Annotated in this window: 14 protein-coding genes; 10 read left to right on the top strand and 4 right to left on the bottom strand. The window is 46.5% G+C overall.

Features of this window, described 5'->3' with window-relative positions:
• Positions 1 to 47: 47 nt before the first annotated feature.
• Positions 48 to 959 carry a GHMP family kinase ATP-binding protein gene (locus SAPGRDRAFT_RS08635; protein ID WP_002658748.1) on the top strand — a complete coding sequence of 304 codons (912 nt, stop codon included), beginning with the start codon at positions 48 to 50 and terminating at the stop codon, positions 957 to 959.
• 770 nt (positions 960 to 1,729) lie between these two features.
• On the opposite strand, the gene SAPGRDRAFT_RS08630 is transcribed toward SAPGRDRAFT_RS08635, so the two are convergent.
• Positions 1,730 to 2,272: a DUF6702 family protein gene (locus SAPGRDRAFT_RS08630; RefSeq protein WP_002658745.1), complete on the bottom strand. Its 543-nt coding sequence runs from the start codon at positions 2,270 to 2,272 to the stop codon at positions 1,730 to 1,732.
• Positions 2,273 to 2,363: 91 nt separating this feature from the next.
• Here SAPGRDRAFT_RS08630 and SAPGRDRAFT_RS08625 point away from each other — a divergent pair, with 91 nt between their 5' ends.
• The 3 genes from SAPGRDRAFT_RS08625 to SAPGRDRAFT_RS08610 all read left to right on the top strand — a co-directional run bounded on the left by SAPGRDRAFT_RS08625 (position 2,364) and on the right by SAPGRDRAFT_RS08610 (position 6,316).
• Complete coding sequence (locus SAPGRDRAFT_RS08625; protein ID WP_002658742.1) at positions 2,364 to 2,960, top strand: HupE/UreJ family protein; 597 nt, start codon at positions 2,364 to 2,366, stop codon at positions 2,958 to 2,960.
• Between the two features lie 265 nt (positions 2,961 to 3,225).
• A complete protein-coding gene (locus SAPGRDRAFT_RS08615; RefSeq protein ID WP_002658740.1) occupies positions 3,226 to 5,490 on the top strand; it encodes a M1 family metallopeptidase in 2,265 nt (754 codons plus the stop codon).
• Positions 5,491 to 5,698: 208 nt separating this feature from the next.
• Positions 5,699 to 6,316, top strand: a complete 618-nt coding sequence (locus SAPGRDRAFT_RS08610; RefSeq protein ID WP_002658739.1) for an FMN-binding negative transcriptional regulator — start codon at positions 5,699 to 5,701, stop codon at positions 6,314 to 6,316.
• Here the strand turns inward: SAPGRDRAFT_RS08610 and SAPGRDRAFT_RS08605 are convergent.
• A complete protein-coding gene (locus SAPGRDRAFT_RS08605) occupies positions 6,313 to 6,993 on the bottom strand; it encodes a ComF family protein (protein WP_002658737.1) in 681 nt (226 codons plus the stop codon). The genes SAPGRDRAFT_RS08610 and SAPGRDRAFT_RS08605 overlap by 4 nt on opposite strands.
• Before the next feature lie 91 nt (positions 6,994 to 7,084).
• Complete coding sequence (locus SAPGRDRAFT_RS08600; RefSeq protein ID WP_002658734.1) at positions 7,085 to 8,236, bottom strand: COX15/CtaA family protein; 1,152 nt, start codon at positions 8,234 to 8,236, stop codon at positions 7,085 to 7,087.
• 1,458 nt (positions 8,237 to 9,694) lie between these two features.
• Here SAPGRDRAFT_RS08600 and SAPGRDRAFT_RS08585 point away from each other — a divergent pair.
• The 4 genes from SAPGRDRAFT_RS08585 (at position 9,695) to SAPGRDRAFT_RS08570 (ending at position 13,141) form a co-directional block, all read left to right on the top strand.
• Entirely contained in the window at positions 9,695 to 10,345 is a 651-nt protein-coding gene (locus SAPGRDRAFT_RS08585; RefSeq protein WP_002658732.1) for an SOS response-associated peptidase, read from the top strand.
• A 58-nt stretch (positions 10,346 to 10,403) separates the two neighbouring features.
• Positions 10,404 to 11,249, top strand: coding sequence for a transketolase (locus SAPGRDRAFT_RS08580; RefSeq protein ID WP_002658730.1), 846 nt, complete (start codon positions 10,404 to 10,406; stop codon positions 11,247 to 11,249).
• Positions 11,250 to 11,286: 37 nt separating this feature from the next.
• Entirely contained in the window at positions 11,287 to 12,240 is a 954-nt protein-coding gene (locus SAPGRDRAFT_RS08575; RefSeq protein ID WP_002658729.1) for a transketolase family protein, read from the top strand.
• Between the two features lie 103 nt (positions 12,241 to 12,343).
• On the top strand, positions 12,344 to 13,141 hold the full coding sequence (locus SAPGRDRAFT_RS08570; RefSeq protein ID WP_002658727.1) for a M48 family metalloprotease: 798 nt from the start codon (positions 12,344 to 12,346) through the stop codon (positions 13,139 to 13,141).
• A 270-nt stretch (positions 13,142 to 13,411) separates the two neighbouring features.
• Here the strand turns inward: SAPGRDRAFT_RS08570 and SAPGRDRAFT_RS08565 are convergent, their stop codons facing one another.
• Positions 13,412 to 14,461 carry a hypothetical protein gene (locus SAPGRDRAFT_RS08565; protein ID WP_002658725.1) on the bottom strand — a complete coding sequence of 350 codons (1,050 nt, stop codon included), beginning with the start codon at positions 14,459 to 14,461 and terminating at the stop codon, positions 13,412 to 13,414.
• A 277-nt stretch (positions 14,462 to 14,738) separates the two neighbouring features.
• Between SAPGRDRAFT_RS08565 and SAPGRDRAFT_RS08555 the strand changes: the two genes are divergently transcribed.
• Together SAPGRDRAFT_RS08555 and SAPGRDRAFT_RS08550 are read left to right on the top strand one after the other, a co-directional pair.
• Positions 14,739 to 15,968, top strand: coding sequence for a Glu/Leu/Phe/Val dehydrogenase dimerization domain-containing protein (locus SAPGRDRAFT_RS08555; protein WP_002658722.1), 1,230 nt, complete (start codon positions 14,739 to 14,741; stop codon positions 15,966 to 15,968).
• 182 nt (positions 15,969 to 16,150) lie between these two features.
• Positions 16,151 to 17,923 carry an OmpA family protein gene (locus SAPGRDRAFT_RS08550; protein ID WP_002658720.1) on the top strand — a complete coding sequence of 591 codons (1,773 nt, stop codon included), beginning with the start codon at positions 16,151 to 16,153 and terminating at the stop codon, positions 17,921 to 17,923.
• Positions 17,924 to 18,165 lie beyond the last annotated feature (242 nt).

Raw genomic sequence — 18,165 nt, 5'->3', positions numbered from 1 at the left:
GGAGCTAACCCCTCCCTATTTTTTGAGATTTAAGATATAATAGATAGATGTCTAAAGCACAATTGGGCGTAAAAATTAAGGCGCCCGCAAGTTTGAGCCAATTATCTTGGGGCCCTGGCTGTATGGCCGTTGCCCTAGAAGGCTTAGCCGATGAAGTGATTATCCGCCCTAGCCCAAAACTAGGCTTGCAGCTTCTAGAAGTTACTGGCGACCAAAAACAGCTCAGCCGAAACCTAGCCGAAACCGCTATGGGCAAAGCCGCCCTCGCTTTTTGGGCCCTTTTGCCCAATTATGGCGTAGAAACAGAGACTTTGGGCTTTGAGTTGGAAGTTCGCAAAAAGATTCCCTTTGGTTTGGGCCTTGGCAATGAGGCCGCCTTGGTAGCCGCCTGCCTGTATGGACTCAATAAACAGCTCAAAAGTCCGCTTATGCCCAAAGAATTGATAGCCCCCGCCCTCGCTTCGGGCTGTGCTGCCGAGGACCTTGTGGCTAGTTTATACGGCGGCTGGAACCTCATCGTCCAAGAATCTCCCTGCCAATGGCGCCGTATGGCCCTGCCTAAAGGCCTTTATTTCTTGGTTTTTGCCCCAAAAATTAAAGCCCATCAAGCTCAGCTAGAAGAAATTGCTCTCAAAACAGGAAAATCTAGCTCGCAAGCCCTTTCTGCCTTGAGTTGGGCCTTTAATTATAGCGATTTCAGACTGCTAGAGGATGCCCTTTGGCCCCAAGCTTGGGCCGAAGAAGGCAGCTTTTTAAGAGAAGTTCAGGAAATTGTTCATTCAGAAGGTGGCCTTAGCTGCCATTATAGTGGCCAAGGTCCCACAATTGCGGCCCTTTTCAATAATACACTAAAAGCAGAAGAAGCGCAAAGCGCTATCCTCGCCCGCTACAAAGCCAAAAAACAAAGAGTCAAAAGCTGGATCCTAAGCATTGACCAAGAAGGGGCAATTATCGAATAATCCCTTTGCGCTAAAAATAACGATGAGGAAGTAGATCTATATCTGCTTCCTCTTTTTTTTGGGGCTGCCCCGCCCTGCGGGCGGGTCGGGCCATTGCGCAGCTCGCAAGTCTGCTCGGCCCTGCGCAAAATTTCGCTGCGCTCATTTTGCTGGGTCTGCGGCTTCGCCGCCCTGCTACAGCCCCTCAGCCGAATTGCTTCTGGCGGAAAACCTCAACGTTAAGGCAAAATAACTTCGCTCAATGGCTAATTGGACCAAAAATTCAAAGCGCTGAGAATCGCACAGAAAAAAAGAGCTGTACTAATATTCTGTACAGCTCCATTTTTTCATTGGCAATTATCCACAAAAAACCCTAAGTTATCCACAATAAATTGTGGATATGTTCCACGTTTTTCCACGCTTTCAAATTGTTCCAGGTGGAACACTGCCATTTCTCCACAATTTTATCAGTTTTCCACAAAAACATTGTGGATATGTTCCACGTTTTTCCACGGATCAATATGTTCCACGTGGAACATTAGTCGCATTTCACAATCAATTCAGGTTTTCCACAACTCAATTGTGAGTAAGTTTTCAATTTTTTATTTGAGTGCAATTCTAGTTTTCCACAAAACTTATCAACATGTTCCACGTGGAACAATTTGTGGAAAACTGCAAAAAGAAATGTGGAAAACCCCTAAGAAGTTTTCCACAAAAAAGTTATCCACAATCAACAAGCAAAGTTAATTGTGGATGAAAATTCTCAACAAGACCGTAATTAATCAAATTAATTACCATTTTACTTTTTGAACCTCCCTTCCTTTTCGGCTAATTACTTTCTGGACTCCTTGGCTTTTGGTATGGCAGGCGGCAAAATTCAGTTGATTGAAATGCTCCTCAATTAATAGGCTATTATTAATCGTGAGCTGGGCAAAAGGCGATAGATTTTTAGCCTCTAAGAAAACATAGCATTCATAGATATTTCGCTTCTCCCCCATTTCCTTGCCCAAGTACTTATATTGTATAGCTTGACCATCCGCCTTCAATTTGAAATGCTGTTGGACATAATTGGCGAGTAATTCATTGGCCTGAGGATGCTCTCGATCGGTGCCAATTTCAACAGTTTCTCCTAAGCGTTTAGAAAAAAGCTGTTCAAAATCGTCTACAAAGAGCTTGATAGAAATTTGCAGGGCTTGTTCCTCCTCTTTATAATCTATTTCGGCAACAGAAAGGTAAATAGGGTGGTCTTTTGGGGCCGTTGTTTGGGCTGGTTTGGCCAGAGAAAAAGGCCATAAAATCGAACAAAGTAGACTAATTGTCAAAAAGCTAGGCATCTGAGTCGTATTTTTGATTGTATTTTATAAAAACTTGGTACATTAAATTTGATCTTGAAGAACAAATATATCACCATTTTAAATTGACTACATGAATTTTGGCCTCTACTTTCAGTTAGGGTTAGAGCATATTACAGACCCCTACGGCTACGACCACATTCTATTTATCATTGCCATTTGTGCTAGTTGGCGGATACATGACTGGCGGACCGTGGCTATTTTGGTTACTGCCTTTACCCTAGGGCACTCTATCGCCTTGGCTTTGGCCACCTTTGAAATTGTTCCCGTTTGGTCTGCACTAATTGAGTTTTTGATTCCAGTGAGTATTATGGCTAGCTGTGTTCAAAATATCAGTTATCCCCCCTCAGAGAGAGGGGCAAAAATCAATAAAAACTGGGCTTATGGCCTGATTGCGGCCTTTGGAATCATTCATGGTTTGGGTTTTTCCAACTTCCTCAAAGAGACCTTAGTGGCCAATGAAAGCCTATTAACGCCTCTTTTGGGCTTTAATTTGGGCCTAGAAATTGGGCAACTTTTGATTGTGGCCATCTGTTTTGCCTTTAATTATATCTTTGTAGAATTGGCCCATAAAGCACAAAGAGACTGGACCTTAGTGGTTTCTTCGGCTGTGGCGGGTATTGCCTTTTTGCTTTGCCTAGAAAAAGGCGCCGAGCTATTTCTGGGCTAAATATGGCCGAAGGCCATACGGCCACAACAAGGCCTTTAGGCCGCAGTTCGACGACCGAAGGGAGTAACCGAGGTGCAGGGGTGGCCGAAGGCCAGACCCAGGCGGCAAAGCCGCCGCAGGGCCGAGCGAACAGCGAGCCCCGAAACGACAACAAGGCCTTCAGGCCGCAGTTCGACGACCAAAGGGAGTAACCGCCAACGAGCACAGCGAGACGGAGGCCCCAAAAACACAACATCTTGTTCATTAAATTTAGATATTTCCAATTATGCTAAAACGATCACTACTTGCTATACTTAGCCTTTTTTTATTGGCGCAGTATGGCTGGGCACAAGAAGAACGTGCTCATGAAAAATTTAAGCAGCTCTATGAAGAGTTGCCCACGCCCAACCAATACCATAATGCAGCTGGAGCCCCAGGGCATAAGTATTGGCAGCAACGAGCCGACTATAATATTCAGGTTCGTTTGGACGATGAAAAACAGCGAATTTATGGCAAAGAACGCATTGCCTATTACAACAACTCGCCCGATGAACTCTCTTACCTTTGGTTGCAACTGGACCAAAATGTACGTGCACAAGGTTCTGACGCCCAAATAACAGAACCCCAAAAGATTGATAATCAAATGTATAGCTATCAAGTAATGGAGCTGTTCAATGACTTTGATGGAGGCTTTAAGATTGAGAAAGTCAGTGGTAAAAAAGGCGAAACCCTAAAGTATACCATCAATAAAACCATGATGAGAATCGATTTGGACCGTCCACTAAAACCTGGCGAAAAGTTTGAGTTTGATGTGAAATGGTGGTACAATATCAATGATGGAATTAAAACTCGTGCCCGCTCAGGTTATGAGTATTTTCCAGAAGATGATAACTACATGTACAATATTGCCCAGTTTTATCCTCGGATGTGTGCCTACAACGCTGTAGATGGTTGGCAAAATAAACAGTTTATGGGCCGTGGAGAATTTACTCTCAGCTTTGGTAACTTCAACCTAGAGATTACCGTACCCAAAAACTTTATCGTGGGCGCCACTGGTGTTTTGCAAAATAGCAAAGACGTATTGAGCAAAACAGAACGTGAGCGTATCGAAAAAGCCAGAACGGCCAAAGATCCCGTTTTCATCATTACAGAAGAAGAAGCCAAAGCCAATGAAAGCAAAAAAGACGAAGGTAGTGAAACTTGGCGCTTCTATGCCTCTAATGTGCGTGATGTAGCCTTTGTCGCCTCTCGCAAATTGATTTGGGATGCCCAAGGCGTACAGTTTGGCGATCGCAATGTACTGGCCATTTCTTACTACCCCAAAGAATGTATGGGCCTTTGGGACAAATACTCAACTCGTGCCGTTGTGCACACTCTCAAAACTTACTCTAACTATACTTTTGACTACCCCTACCCCGTGGCCATTTCTAGCCATGCCAACTTTACGGGTATGGAGTACCCCATGATTTGCTTCAACTATGGCCGCCCTCGTCCTGATGGAACCTATTCAGAGCGCCTAAAGTACGGCATGATTGGCGTGATTATCCACGAAATTGGGCACAACTATTTCCCCATGATCGTGAACTCTGACGAACGTCAATGGACCTGGATGGATGAAGGCCTCAACACCTTTTTGCAGTACCTTACCGAGGTAGAATGGGAGCGCGACTACCCCTGCCGCCGTGGTCCAGCCTACAAAATTACCGATTACATGGGCGGCGATAAAAACGGTATCGTTCCCATTATGACCAACTCGGAATCTATCCTGCAATTTGGCAATAATGCCTACGGAAAACCCGCTACAGCTCTCAATATTTTGCGCGAAACTATCATGGGCCGCGAACTATTTGACCACGCCTTTAAGGAATATGCCAACCGCTGGAAGTTCAAACACCCCACTCCCGCCGATTTCTTCCGCACAATGGAAGATGCCTCTGGCGTAGACCTCGATTGGTTCTGGAGAGGTTGGTTCTATGGCACCGATCATGTAGATATTTCTCTAGACGAAATTACACACTACCATCTCAATACCTTCAACCCAGAGCAAGAGATGAGCATGCAGAAAATCTGGGATGCCGAAGACCCCACTTATATCGGAGATATCCGCAATAAGGAGTCGGTCAAACAAACCGTCATGGAACGCTATCCCGACCTTCGCGATGAGTACAATGATCGCGACAAATACCGTGTAGATGAGGAAACACAGCGCAATTCGCTCTTTGCTTACCAAAATCTTAGCACCGAAGAAAAAGAAGTGTTGGCCAAAGATTACAACTACTATCAGGTCGATTTTAAAAATGTGGGTGGCCTAGTGATGCCCATTATTATCGAGCTGAAATACGTAGACGGTAGCTCTGAAGTCCGCTATATTCCCGCCGAAATTTGGCGCTACAATAGCAATAAGGTCTCTAAAGTCTTTGTTACCGAAAAGGAAATCAAGGAGTTCATTTTAGATCCTTACCTAGAAACTGCCGATGTAGAACGGGAAAATAACTACTTCCCCAGACGTCGCAAACCTACTCGCTTCGAGATGTTTAGCCCTCGTCAATAAATATTTAGCGCTGGCCCTTAGGGGCTGGCGCTTTTTTTATTTTGGGGCTGCCCCTCGCTTCGCTCGGGTCGGGCTGTCTCACAGCTCGCTGATCGCTCGGCCCTGCGCCGCCAAAGGCGGCTGGGTCTGGCCCTTCGGGCCACTGTTGCCCATCCCTCAGCCTGCGGCCCTGATGGGCCTGTACGCTCCAAATTTAATTCTACCGCCTATGTATATTCCCAAAAGCTTCAAAAGCAATGCTCCCGCCCAACTTCAATGGATGAAAGAGCAATATCCCTTCGGCCTTTTGCAATCTCAGCAAGAGGGCCAACTTTGGGCCACTCCCTTGCCCTTTGTTTGGTCTGGCCCTCTCCTACTCAAAAGCCATCTAGCCCTAGCCAATCCACAGGCCCAAAGCTTCCTAAAACAGGATAAACAAGAGGTCTTGATCCATTTTCAAGGCCCCTATGCCTATATCTCGCCCAAACATTATCAGCATAACCAAAATGTCCCCACTTGGAACTATTTGGCCCTGCAAGTTCATGGACAGCTATCTGTCTTGGACCAATTGGGTCAAAAACAGCTCTTAGAAGAGAGTATTTTGGCTTTTGAGCCCTCTTATTGGCCGCAGTGGGAACAACTCCCACAAAAGTACTTAGCGGCCCTCTCCGGCGAATTACTGGCCTTCCAAATTAAAGTAACAGATATTGACCTTTGCCTGAAAATTAGCCAAAATAAAAGCCAAGCCGAACAATTAACCATCCTAAAAACCCTCCAAAACTCTAAACACCTCATGGACCAACAACTCGCTCAAGCCATTCTGCAACTCCAAACCCTCAAAGACTAAGGCGCCAAAGCAATACAAACTACACTAAGCGAAATCTGCGCCTTCAATAAATGCTTGGCACAGGCCTCTATGGTCGCTCCTGTGGTCATAACATCATCCACCAGCATAATGTGCTTATGACGCAGCTTATCGGCCTGCCGCAAGACAAAAGCATCCGAAACATTGGCAAAACGCTCTTCTCGACTCTTGCGGGTCTGACTCTCCGTATAACTGGCCCGCAATAAAAACTTCTCGGACCAAGGCACCCCCAAACTCTCCGATAATCCCGAAGCCCATCGCGCCGCCTGATTATACCCCCGCTGATGCCGCTTTTTAGGATGCAAAGGAACCGGAATAATATAATCTACCGATTTCCAAAAAGGCTCCTCAGCCAATAAACGACCATAACTTCGCCCCAACTCTTCCCCAATCTCTGGCCGATGACCATATTTCAATTCATGAATCAAACGCTGCAATATTCCCCCCTTTACAAAATGATAGGCCGTGCTCGCTCTAGTAATAGGCAAACGCCCCCAAAAACGCTCCGCTACAGGGTTCTCTTCAAATAAATGATAGTTGGTAGGCTTAATTTTATACTGACAAGAGGTGCATAAAGCACGCTGCTGACGCTGTAAGGGCTGCCGCTGACAAGCTAAACAGAGACGTGGATAAAATAACTGCAATAAAGGTTCTAACATAGGGCTGACTTATTTATACACGAAAATATAAATAAAAAAGAAAAGACAGGCATAAAAACCTGTCTTTTCGTATATTTTTTAAGTTCAGGCTCTAAGCAAGGGCTTTTTCCTTGGCTTTTGGCCCACTTTCAACCTTTTTAGTGGCTAAATACCCCCCCTCACTAAACTGATAGTTGAGGTATAACATCGCCAATAAGAGCAACATTCCCCCAGCCTGATGCAAAACCCCTAAGGTGGGAAAAATCTCTGAGCCGCCCACACTATTGATCACCGTGAAAATGCCTAAGCCGACCTGTATGGCCAGCACCAAGAGCAAAAGAACATTGGCCACTCGCAAACGAGCAGATACCTTAGAACGATGAATCCGCCAAGCCAATAAGGGAATCAATATCGCCAAAACATAGGCCGTAAAACGATGAAAAACCTGAATCAGAGCTGGAGCAAAAGCGTTTTTGTTATAACGCAAAAGGTTTTCCCACTTCCATTCTCCCGATTGATACAAAACATCCGAAAACCACTGCCAACTGCCATCCGCAGCCACTTCCATATGAGGAAAATGAGGAGCCACATAGCCCGCTTTCATGCCCGACATCAGACCACCAAGGACCAATTGTAACCCAATTAAAGCCGTAATCTGCCAGGCCCGCTTCCGCAATATCCGATGATAAGCATCCTTCGTCTCTGGCTGCCAAACTTTCAAACTAGCCCAAAATAATAAGGCCAACAAACTAATCGCAATAGACAAATGCGTGGTCAAACGATAGGCATTTACCCAAACATATTCTTCCGTGTTCAAGCCAGAACTGACCATAATCCAGCCAAATACAGCCGCTAAAGCCGCCAAGGCCACTACCCCGCCCAACTTTCGCATTAGACCAGCAGGCAACCATTTTTTGCGCCAGAAATACAAAAAGGGAAACAAAAACACAAAGCCCATGCTTCGAGCCCACAAACGATGAAAATACTCCCAAAAATAAATAAACTTAAATTCAGAAAGCGTCATGTCTGCATGAATGCTCTCATACTGAATCGTATGCTTTTGGTACTTCTCAAAGGCAAGATCCCACTGCTCCGCTCCTATCGGCGGCAAAACCCCCTTAATCACATCCCACTCCGTAATCGATAAACCCGAATCGGTCAATCGCGTAATTCCACCAATGACCACCTGCGCAAAGACCATCACTACCCCAATCAATAACCAAATACTTACGGCCTTGGGTAACCGCATTTTTTTATGCTCCATCTGAATCATGCTTTTTTTCGCTAAAAAGGAGGGGCCGCAAAATACAGCCTTTTTTTGAGCTTGCTCTCCATTTTTGAACAATGCTCCGCCTTTACAGTTGAGAAAAAAGCTATTTAGATTTATTCTAAAGAATGGTTTTGATTTCTTTTTTGGGGCCTCCGCTGATATTCTGAGGCGGCGGTTACTCCCTTTAGTCGTCAAACTGCAACCTAAAGGTTTTGTTGTCGTTGCGGGGCTCGCTCTTACTTGCTTCGCTGCGTCGGCTCCCGTTGGTCAGGTCGCTCGGCCAGTCGCTTCGCTCCAAACTTTTGGGCCAAATTGAGTTTTTAAGCGAAAAGAACAGTTATCCACAAAACTTTTCCACAGCCTGAATAAGTTGGCTGTTTTTTTAAAATTGACTGCCCAATAAAAACTAGCCTCCCTAAATTAATCTGAAAGCAAGAGCTTGCTCCTTTGCTGTAGAACCAAAAATTAAAACATTTTGTCGCAGCTGATTTTTGAAGCAATTAGTCTATTATAAATTATAAAGAAATAAATTTTTTAAAAAACCCTTATTATCATTAGGGCTGTGGATAAGTGGATAACTCAAGGAAGAGCAGAATGTTAAAAAATGGCTTATCCACAGCTTTTTGAGCTTATCCACAAGTTTATGCACATTTGTGAAAAAATGAAATACTTTTGAGCTGGGGCTTTCAGTGGCTTTTCCACGAAAAACAGACTTATCCACAATTTAGGCATTGTGGATTTCATTTTGGCCCCAAAACAACCATTTTCCTGTGGAAAACTTTGTGGATAAAGTCGCAGTTACCCACAATTCGAGCAACTTTTGCACTTTTGCACTTTTTTTATCCACAGGCAAAATCTCTATTGTGGATAAAATGTGGATAAGTATGGGGGTTATCCACATTTGCCTGTGGAAAACTAATTTTTTATCTAGTTGTTTTTCAGTTGCTTATAAATATATATTTTTAAACTGTTGATAACTTTGTTGGCTAGGGCTTGTTTTAGCTTGTTTTTCACTACATTTTTTTGTTTTAAGTTGACCTTCTGGGGAAGTCCGTGGAAAAACGTGGAAAACTTTATACATCGAGCTTTTCGCCTATTTTGAGCTCCCCTAGCGGCACTAGAATTTAAACACTTATGTTTTTGCTTATAAAATATAAAGTTGTAATTTATTTGTATACACTTCATCCTGTTTAGGAGGCGGCGTAGCCGCCTGCGAGCGCAGCGAGCCCTGGCCCAGCGCTGCGGAGCCGTGGCCGCAGGCCAGACCGAGCGGGCGCAGCCCGCGCAGGGCCGAGCAGACCTGCGAGCGGCGCAGCATAGCGGCGGCCGCCCGCCCTATTTGGGGCGGCCGCGGGCCCCAAAAAAACAGTAGAATTGTAGAAAACGGGGCGGACCTACTAATAACAGTCTAAATCGTTTATATTTGTTGGGCAAAACAAACTGACAAATAAGATGTGCGAACGTTTTTCTTTTAGTGCTGGCAGAACTCGGATGAAGCGAGTATTTAATATAGATGTAGCCGAGCCTTTACAGGCCTCCTATAACATTGGGCCGGGGAACAATGCCTATGTCTTGACGAATAAATCGACTAAACTGCAGATTTATCGCTGGGGCTTGGTACCCAGAGGGGCCAAAGACCCGGGAATTGGCCTGAGTTTTCCGTTGGCCAAGGCAGACGGCATAGAAAAGCGGCACTCTTTCCGTATGCCTGTTCGTCAGCATCGTTGTTTAGTTTTTGCCGATAGTTTTTACGTATGGGAAAAAAATGGGCAGGCGCATCGCATTTTGCTGCCCCATCAAGAGCTCATGGCCTTTGCGGGTATTTGGGAGCATTGGGAAGGGCCTCGGGGGCAATTGTTGAAAACTTTTAGCTTGCTTACGGTGCCTGCCAACAGCGAATTGCAGGCCTTGGAGCAAGAGCAAATGCCTGTTCTCTTGCTAGATGGAGAAGATATGCGGCAATGGCTGCTCGCTACAGAGCTATCGGATGCTTTGCGTTTGTTGCAGCCCCTACCCAAGGGGATTTTGCAACAATACCCCATTGGGCCAGCAATAGACCAGCTAGACAATGACTTTGTTGACCTACAGCGGCCTTTGCGCTAGCCCCTCTCCTACCCTTTTATTTAGACAAACAACTCTCTCACTACATACTCAATAATTAATGGCAGATATTCAATATTTAGAGCAGATGGCCAGGCAGGTCCGCCGTGATATTTTGCGGATGGTGCATGCTGTGCAAAGTGGCCACCCTGGTGGCTCTATGGGCTGTGCCGAATTCTTTACGGCCCTTTATTTCCAGCAAATGGAGCATAATTCCGACTTTTCTATGGAGGGCAAAAATGAAGACCTCTTCTTTTTGTCCAATGGCCATATTTCGCCTGTTTGGTATAGTGTTTTGGCGCGTTCGGGCTATTTCCCCGTAGAGGAATTGGCCACTTTTCGGCATCTTAACTGCCGTTTGCAGGGGCACCCCACCACCCATGAAGGCTTGCCGGGGATTCGGATAGCTTCTGGCTCTTTGGGCCAAGGGCTTTCGGTGGCATTAGGGGCCGCTTTGGCCAAAAAAATGGATGGCGACGATAAATTGGTCTATGCCCTTTGTGGGGATGGCGAATTGCAAGAGGGCCAAATCTGGGAGGCGGCCATGTTTGCGGCCCACAACAAACAAGATAATGTCATTTTGACGGTAGACTGGAACGGCCAGCAAATAGATGGCAGCAATGATGATGTCCTTAGTCTAGGCAATTTGCCCAGCAAATGGGAAAGCTTTGGCTGGAAGGTCTTAATTGGCGAAAAAGGCAATGATATGGCGGCTGTTTTAGACTATTTGGCGCAGGCCAAGGCGGCTAGCGGCCAAGGCCAAGCTGTGGTCCTTTTGTTGAAAACAGATATGGGCCATGGCGTCGACTTTATGTCGGGTACCCATGCTTGGCACGGCAAAGCCCCTTCTGACGAACAATTGGCCAATGCCTTGGCCCAATTGCCCGAAACCTTGGGCGATTATTAACCAAATTCTAGAACCGGACTATTAACTATATATAGCTATGCTAAAAGATATTAAAAGCATCGGCAAAAAGTCGACCCGCGACGGTTTTGGCGATGGACTTCAGGCATTGGGCCAAACAAACCCCAAGGTGGTGGGCCTTTGTGCTGATTTAATCGGCTCTCTAAAGATGAATGCCTTTATTGAGGAGCATCCCGAGCGCTTTTTTCAAGTTGGAATTGCCGAGGCGAACATGATGGGCCTAGCCGCTGGTTTGGCTACTGCAGGCAAAATTCCCTATGCAGCTACTTTTGCCAACTTTGCCACCGGCCGAGTCTATGACCAAATTCGACAGTCTATTGCTTATTCACATAAAAATGTGAAAATCTGCGCTTCACATGCAGGCCTGACCCTAGGTGAAGATGGGGCCACCCACCAAATTCTAGAAGATATTGGACTCATGAAGATGTTGCCCGGCATGACGGTCGTTAATCCCTGCGATTATGCCCAAACTAAGGCCGCAACTATCGCTATTGCCAAGCATGACGGTCCCGTTTATCTCCGTTTTGGCCGCCCAGGCTGGCCCCGATTTACGGAAGATATGCCCTTTGAATTAGGCAAGGCTTTGCTGATGGCTGAAGGAACCGATCTGACCATTTTTGCCACCGGACATTTGGTCTGGAAGGCCGTAGAAGCCGCCAAAGCCCTAGCCGAAGAAGGCATTAGCGTCGAACTAATTAACATTCACACCATCAAACCCCTAGATGAAGAGGCCGTCTTGGCTTCTGCAGCCAAAACTAAGGCGGTCGTTACCGCCGAAGAGCACAATATCTATGGCGGTTTGGGCGAGAGTATCGCTGGCCTTTTGGCCCGAAAACTCCCCACGCCTATCGAAATGGTGGGCGTAAAGGATAGCTTTGGCGAAAGCGGTACCGTGACCGAACTGATGACTAAATATGGCTTGGATGCCGTTAATGTAATTGAGGCCGCCAAAAAGGTCTTGGCCCGCAAATAATTACGGTATATTTATTGAGCCTTTCTAAGGCACAATCTGAATCGATGATTGAACTCTAGCCCTGCTAGGGTTCAGTCTTTTTTTAGCCAAAAAATAACACCCTATGTACAAGCATTTTTCTTTGGCCTTGCTCTTTTTGGCCTTGCTCTTGGGTTCTTCTGCTTGCAAAAAGGACCAGGGCATCAATATCTTTACTCTCGAACAAGATAAGGAGTTTGGCGCGCAGCTCAAGGCCGAAATCGACGCAAATCCCGCCGAATACCCTCTGCTGCCCTATGCCGGCAATGAGGCCGCTTATCAGTACCTCTATGATATGAGAGATGAGATTTTATCCTCCGATGAACTCAGTTATCGCAGCGATTTTGGCTGGGAGCTCTATATTATTCAAGATGATAATACCCTAAACGCCTTTTGTGCGCCCGGCGGCTATATTTATGTCTATACCGGATTAATTAAGTTTTTGGACCAGGCCGATGATTTGGCCGGCGTTTTGGGCCACGAAATTGCCCATGCCGACCAACGCCACTCTACTCAACAAATGACTCAAGCCTATGGCTTAAGTACTATGCTTTCGGTTTTGGCCGGAGAAGATCCCGGTATGCTGGCCCAAATTGTGACTAACCTGACTAGCCTCAGCTTTAGCCGTAGCCACGAACGGGATGCCGATGACCATTCTGTGGATTACCTCTGCGATACCGAATATGCCTCGAATGGCGCTTCGGCTTTTTTCCAGAAATTAATCGACCAAGGCCAATCGGGTTCTACGCCTGCTTTTCTGAGCACACACCCCAATCCCGATAACCGAGTAGAAGATATCAACGAGCGAGCTATTGAACTGGGCTGTTCTACCAGCCCTAAGGATAATGCCGGTTATGCTGCCTTCAAAGCGCTTTTACCTTAATATATTAATGTTTTGGGGCTGCCCCGCCCTGCGGGCGGGTCGGGCTGTATCGCAGCTCGCTGTTCGCTCGGCCCTGCGGGCTTTTTCGCTTCGCTTCAAAAGCCCTAGGTCTGGCCCTTCGGGCCACTGCTGTCCATCCCTCAGCCGATGCGCTGGGCGGATGCCCAGCGCAAAATGGCATCGCTTCGCGATAGTTAATATAGGCCCTTCGGGCCTGTAGGAGGGCCAAGAGGCGACTCCCTGCTTATTGCGGGGAGTCGCCTCTTTTTTTTAAAGCTGTTGGGCGGACCAAAAAATGCGTTCCGAAATTTGGCCCTTACAAGCCAAAAGGTAATCTCTTTCGCTACAGGGAAGTAGGCGAGGGGCCTCTTCTTCTGGGCTAATACTAAACCACCAACGGCCAGAACGAGGAGATTGATAAAAGGAGAGCGGAAGGTTGTCTTGAGGGAGCTGTAGCGCATAGCGCTGCAGCTCCTGTAGGGGCGGAATCCCTTCGGCCAATCGCTCCTTAAAGGCCGAGCAAAAATACCAGCACATTTGGGCCAATAGTTTTGCGGCTAGGGGAGCGGCATTGTAGTCTGCCCTGAAGTTTTGGAGGCAAAGCAACTGAATCTGCTCCGAAAGGCCAGCATAACTCATAATTTGGCAAGCCTCCTTATTGGTCCAACCATTGGGCTCTGGAGATTGGGGGGCTAAAAAGCCATTTTGGGCCAAACTACTGAGGCGAAAAAGCAGTAGTTGGCTTTCTCTAAAACTGGGCTCTATTTCGGAAAGCTGGCTTTGGAGCAAGCCCAGCCTTTGGGTCCAAGCGCCCGCCTCTTGCAGGCGGATCAGGCTATTTTTAGAGCAGTAGTGGCTTTGATAGCCCAAAAAGGCCAAATTTGGACCTATATTCAGCTGATCGAGGTAGCTCCTTGGGGCCTCTTGATAGAGCAGGTTTTGGTCCAGAATGCTAGCCACTTGCTGGTTGATGTGTTTAATTAATGAAGGGAGTGCTTGCTCTTCGGGATCGAGCAAAAGCAGGCAACTATTTTGGACCAAAGGCTGCTCGAGCAGAAAAGAGAGCGCCTGCGGCTGGGGCAAATAGCCAAGGTCTAAAATGAAGGGAGCTTGGCTAGGGAAAATGGCCTGCAAAGCATAAAGCGCTTTGCGAAAGCCCTCTTGCTGGGGCCGATGACCCAAACTGAGTAAGATTAATCTGGGTGCAGCGGCTGGCTGCTTTTGGGTCCAAAAAGAAAGCGGGCGAATTTGGGCCCCCAATTGCCAGTCAGAAAACGGAGCGGCATGAATGGCAGAAGGAATACAACTAGAACTAAGCATATAATTAATAAATAAGCAAATAGAAATGGGCCAAAGGCAAAAACAAAAAGCCGAGCGGCGGGCGGGCCTAGCGCTGTGGAGGGGGGGCCGCAGGCCAGACCAAGGCAGCTTTGCTGCCGCAGGGCCGAGCGAAGAGCGAGCCCCGCAACATAGCGCCGCAGCTTTGCTGCGGAGGCCCCTAAAAAAACAAAATAAAATTAAAATATGATTAAGAATAGGAGAGGGGCGAGTTGAATGCCTGTTGAAATCACTATCTTGGCCAAAAATTTAAGAAGCTATGGAACAACTACTAAAACAGTACAAAGAGCAGACCCCCGAAATCGTTTTCGAGTGGTCTGATGCAGAAACCGAAGCGAAGGGCTGGGTCGTTATCAACTCCTTGAGAGGAGGGGCTGCAGGAGGAGGAACCCGCATGCGCAAAGGCTTAAATAAAGAAGAGGTGATCTCTTTGGCTAAAGTCATGGAGGTGAAATTTTCGGTTTGTGGACCCAATATTGGGGGGGCCAAATCGGGAATCAACTTTGACCCCAACGACCCTCGCCGAGAAGAAGTACTGAAACGCTGGTACAAGGCCGTTATTCCATTGTTGAAAAACTATTATGGAACCGGAGGCGACCTCAATGTGGATGAGCTCAAGGATGTTATTCCAATTACCCAAGACTTGGGACTTTGGCACCCACAAGAAGGCATTGTTAATGGACATTTGCAGCCTACAGGAGGCGAGCGCATTGCCGCTTTGGGCCAATTGCGTCTAGGGGTATCTAAAATTATTGAAGATGCTACCTATGTTCCAGAAACCGAAGAAAAATTGGCCATTGCAGATATGGTGACGGGTTATGGGGTGGCTGAGGCAGTTTTTCATTATTATGACTTGTATTGTGAAGAAACTGTAAAAGATAAAAAAGTAATTATTCAGGGTTGGGGAAATGTGGCCTCGGCAGCCGCCTTCTATTTTGCAAAAAATGGAGCGAAAATTGTGGGTATTATTGATGTTGCAGGTGGAATAATTGCCCCTGAAGGATTGAGTTATGAAGAAGTAGTCGATTTATTCCTCAATAAGAAAGGCAACAAACTACAATCTGACCAACTTATCTCTTTTGAAGAAGCTCAAAAGGTCATTTGGGATGTTCCAGCCGATATTTTTATTCCTGGAGCTGCCTCAAAATTAGTGACCGCAGAGCAAGTGGCGCGTCTACAGAAAGGAGGCCTTAAGGTAATGTCTTGTGGGGCGAATGTCCCCTTTATAGATGACCAAGTCTTTTTTGGACCAACTGCTAAGCAAACTGATGAAGAACTAAGCTTGATTCCTGACTTTATTGCCAACTGCGGTATGGCCAGAGTCTTTGCTTACCTCATGAAAAGCCGTGAAGCCCTAACGGATGCGGCTATTTTTGAAGATATTTCCAAGACCATTCGTCAAGCCCTAGAAGAAGTGAAGGAGCGAAACAATTCGCCTTATCAGCTCTCGACTACGGCCCTTACTTTGGCTTTGGAAAAACTGACCTAATTTAACTTAACGTATAGTTGATTATATTATGTATGTCTACTTAGGGTTTTTTCTTTTATTAACTTGAAAAACAATAGAAAAAACCTAATTTTGCAAGCTAAATTATATTTGCTAGCAGATTTGACCCCATGCAAATCTGCTAGTGATATTACTATACATCATTGTGGATAAAAAACACGTATATGCAAATTACTAAACACCTCATGAAAGGAGCCTTGGCCCTCGCCTTATCTTTTGGGGCTTGGACTCCGTCTCAGGGGCAAATATCTGTGAACCCGACAGATGACCAATTTGTCTCTAAAAAATATGAAAGCCAACATGCCGAATGGAAGGAAGGCGAAAGCCAGTTCCCCGGTCGTCCAAGAGATATGTGGCAGCTAGGCGTAGGCGCTGGTAGCTTTCTCATTAGCGGCGATGTAAAGTCGCAGTTTGGCTGGGGCGCTAGCGTTCATGTTCGCAAATCACTAGGCTATGTGATGTCGCTAAAGGCCGAGTATATGTTTGGCCAAGCCAGTGGCTTGAACTACCAAGCTTCTAGCCAAAATTCTTATCAAGATATTGAGCCTTTTACCACTCAGTATGCTGGCCCAAATACGGTCTTCTACTCGAACTATAAAATTCCGCAGTATCACGCACTTTCTTTGCAATCGGTCTTCAACTTGAATAATATCAAGTTTCACAAGAAGAGCAATAAGTGGAGCCTTAACCTCATTATTGGTTTGGGGGTAAATATGTACCGCACCACCACAAACGCCCTAGATGCAAACGGCAATGCCTATGACTTTAGCCGAGTGGCCCTAGACGCCAACGGCGATCCTATCGACTTGTCTACCCTCTCTGGCCGCCGCGAAGTACGCAATAATATCAAAGGCCTGTTGGATGATGATTACGAAACTTCTGCCCAACAGAATAGCAATAATATCTTCACCTTTGGCGAAGACGGTAAGAAAATGGCCGTCAACCCCTTCATGAATGTGGGACTTAGCCTAGAGTATCTCATTACTCCTCGCCTCTCTTTGGCCCTAGAACATCAAGGATTTATTTCTGTAGATGATTATATCGATGCCAAACAGAAAAACGAAACAGGTGACTTTACCTCAAATATTGATATCCCGCATTATACTTCTATCCGCCTAGGCTTCCACCTCGGCAAAAAGGATAAACGCATTCAGCCACTTTGGTTTGTAAACCCCTTGGTTTACCCCATGTCTGATGTAGCCGACCTAAAGAAGAAGCTAGATGACGACCTCTTTAAGGATGACGATAATGATGGCGTACCCAACAAAATTGATGAGGAACCCGATACCCCCGAAAATGCTATCGTAGATACTAAGGGCCGTACCATGGACTCTGATGGCGATGAGGTGCCCGATCATCTCGATAAAGAACCTTTCTCGCCTCCCGGATACAAAGTGGATGAAGACGGTGTAGCCGCTGTTCCAAAACCGATCACTCCCGAAGATGTCAAAGTTGTTGGCGATAACGAACGCCTCGTCATTGGCGACGAAACTTTTGATCCCCTCGGTGGCGGTGGAAAAGGCATGCTCAACGATTGGTATTTGCCCATGATCCACTTTGATCTCGATAAGTATAAGTTGCGCCCCGAATCTTATGAGCAACTCCGCCATATCGCTCGCGTTATGCAGGCTTATCCCGACCTCAAAGTGGTGGTGCACGGCCATACCGATATCCGCGCTAGCGATGAATACAATGATCGCCTATCTTATAATCGCGCCATGACTGCTATTGACTATATCGTAAACCAATATGAAGTCGATCGTAGCCGCTTTATCGCTAAGTTTAACGGAGAGGCCTCTAACTTGATCCCCTCTGCCGCTGGCGAACAAGAGCACTTCATGAACCGCCGTGTAGAATTCTATATCGCTGAAGAAAGCGAAACAGAAGCACCTAAGCCCGAAGGCGATGGCGGACGCAATCGCAACTGGAAGTACTAGACTGTTCTAGTGGTTTTGGGGCCTCCGCCTCCCTTCAGTCGTCGGCGCTACGTTACAGGGCTCGCAGGTCTGCTCGGCCCTGCGGCGGCTTTGCCGCCTGGGTCTGGCCTTCGGCCACCCTTGCACATCGCTAGGCCAATAAGCCCTGCGGGCTTTTAGGGCCAGTTTGCCCGAAAACCACTTCCCGAATATCCCAAAAAGGGTAGCAGCTCGCTGTTACCCTTTTTGCTGTTTATTGAATT

The organism is Saprospira grandis DSM 2844 (genome assembly GCF_000275825.1).
Classification (GTDB): Bacteria; Bacteroidota; Bacteroidia; order Chitinophagales; family Saprospiraceae; genus Saprospira; species Saprospira grandis_A.
The sequence above is the reverse complement of the archived record's forward strand: the minus strand, read 5'-3'. Positions and strand labels throughout refer to the sequence as shown.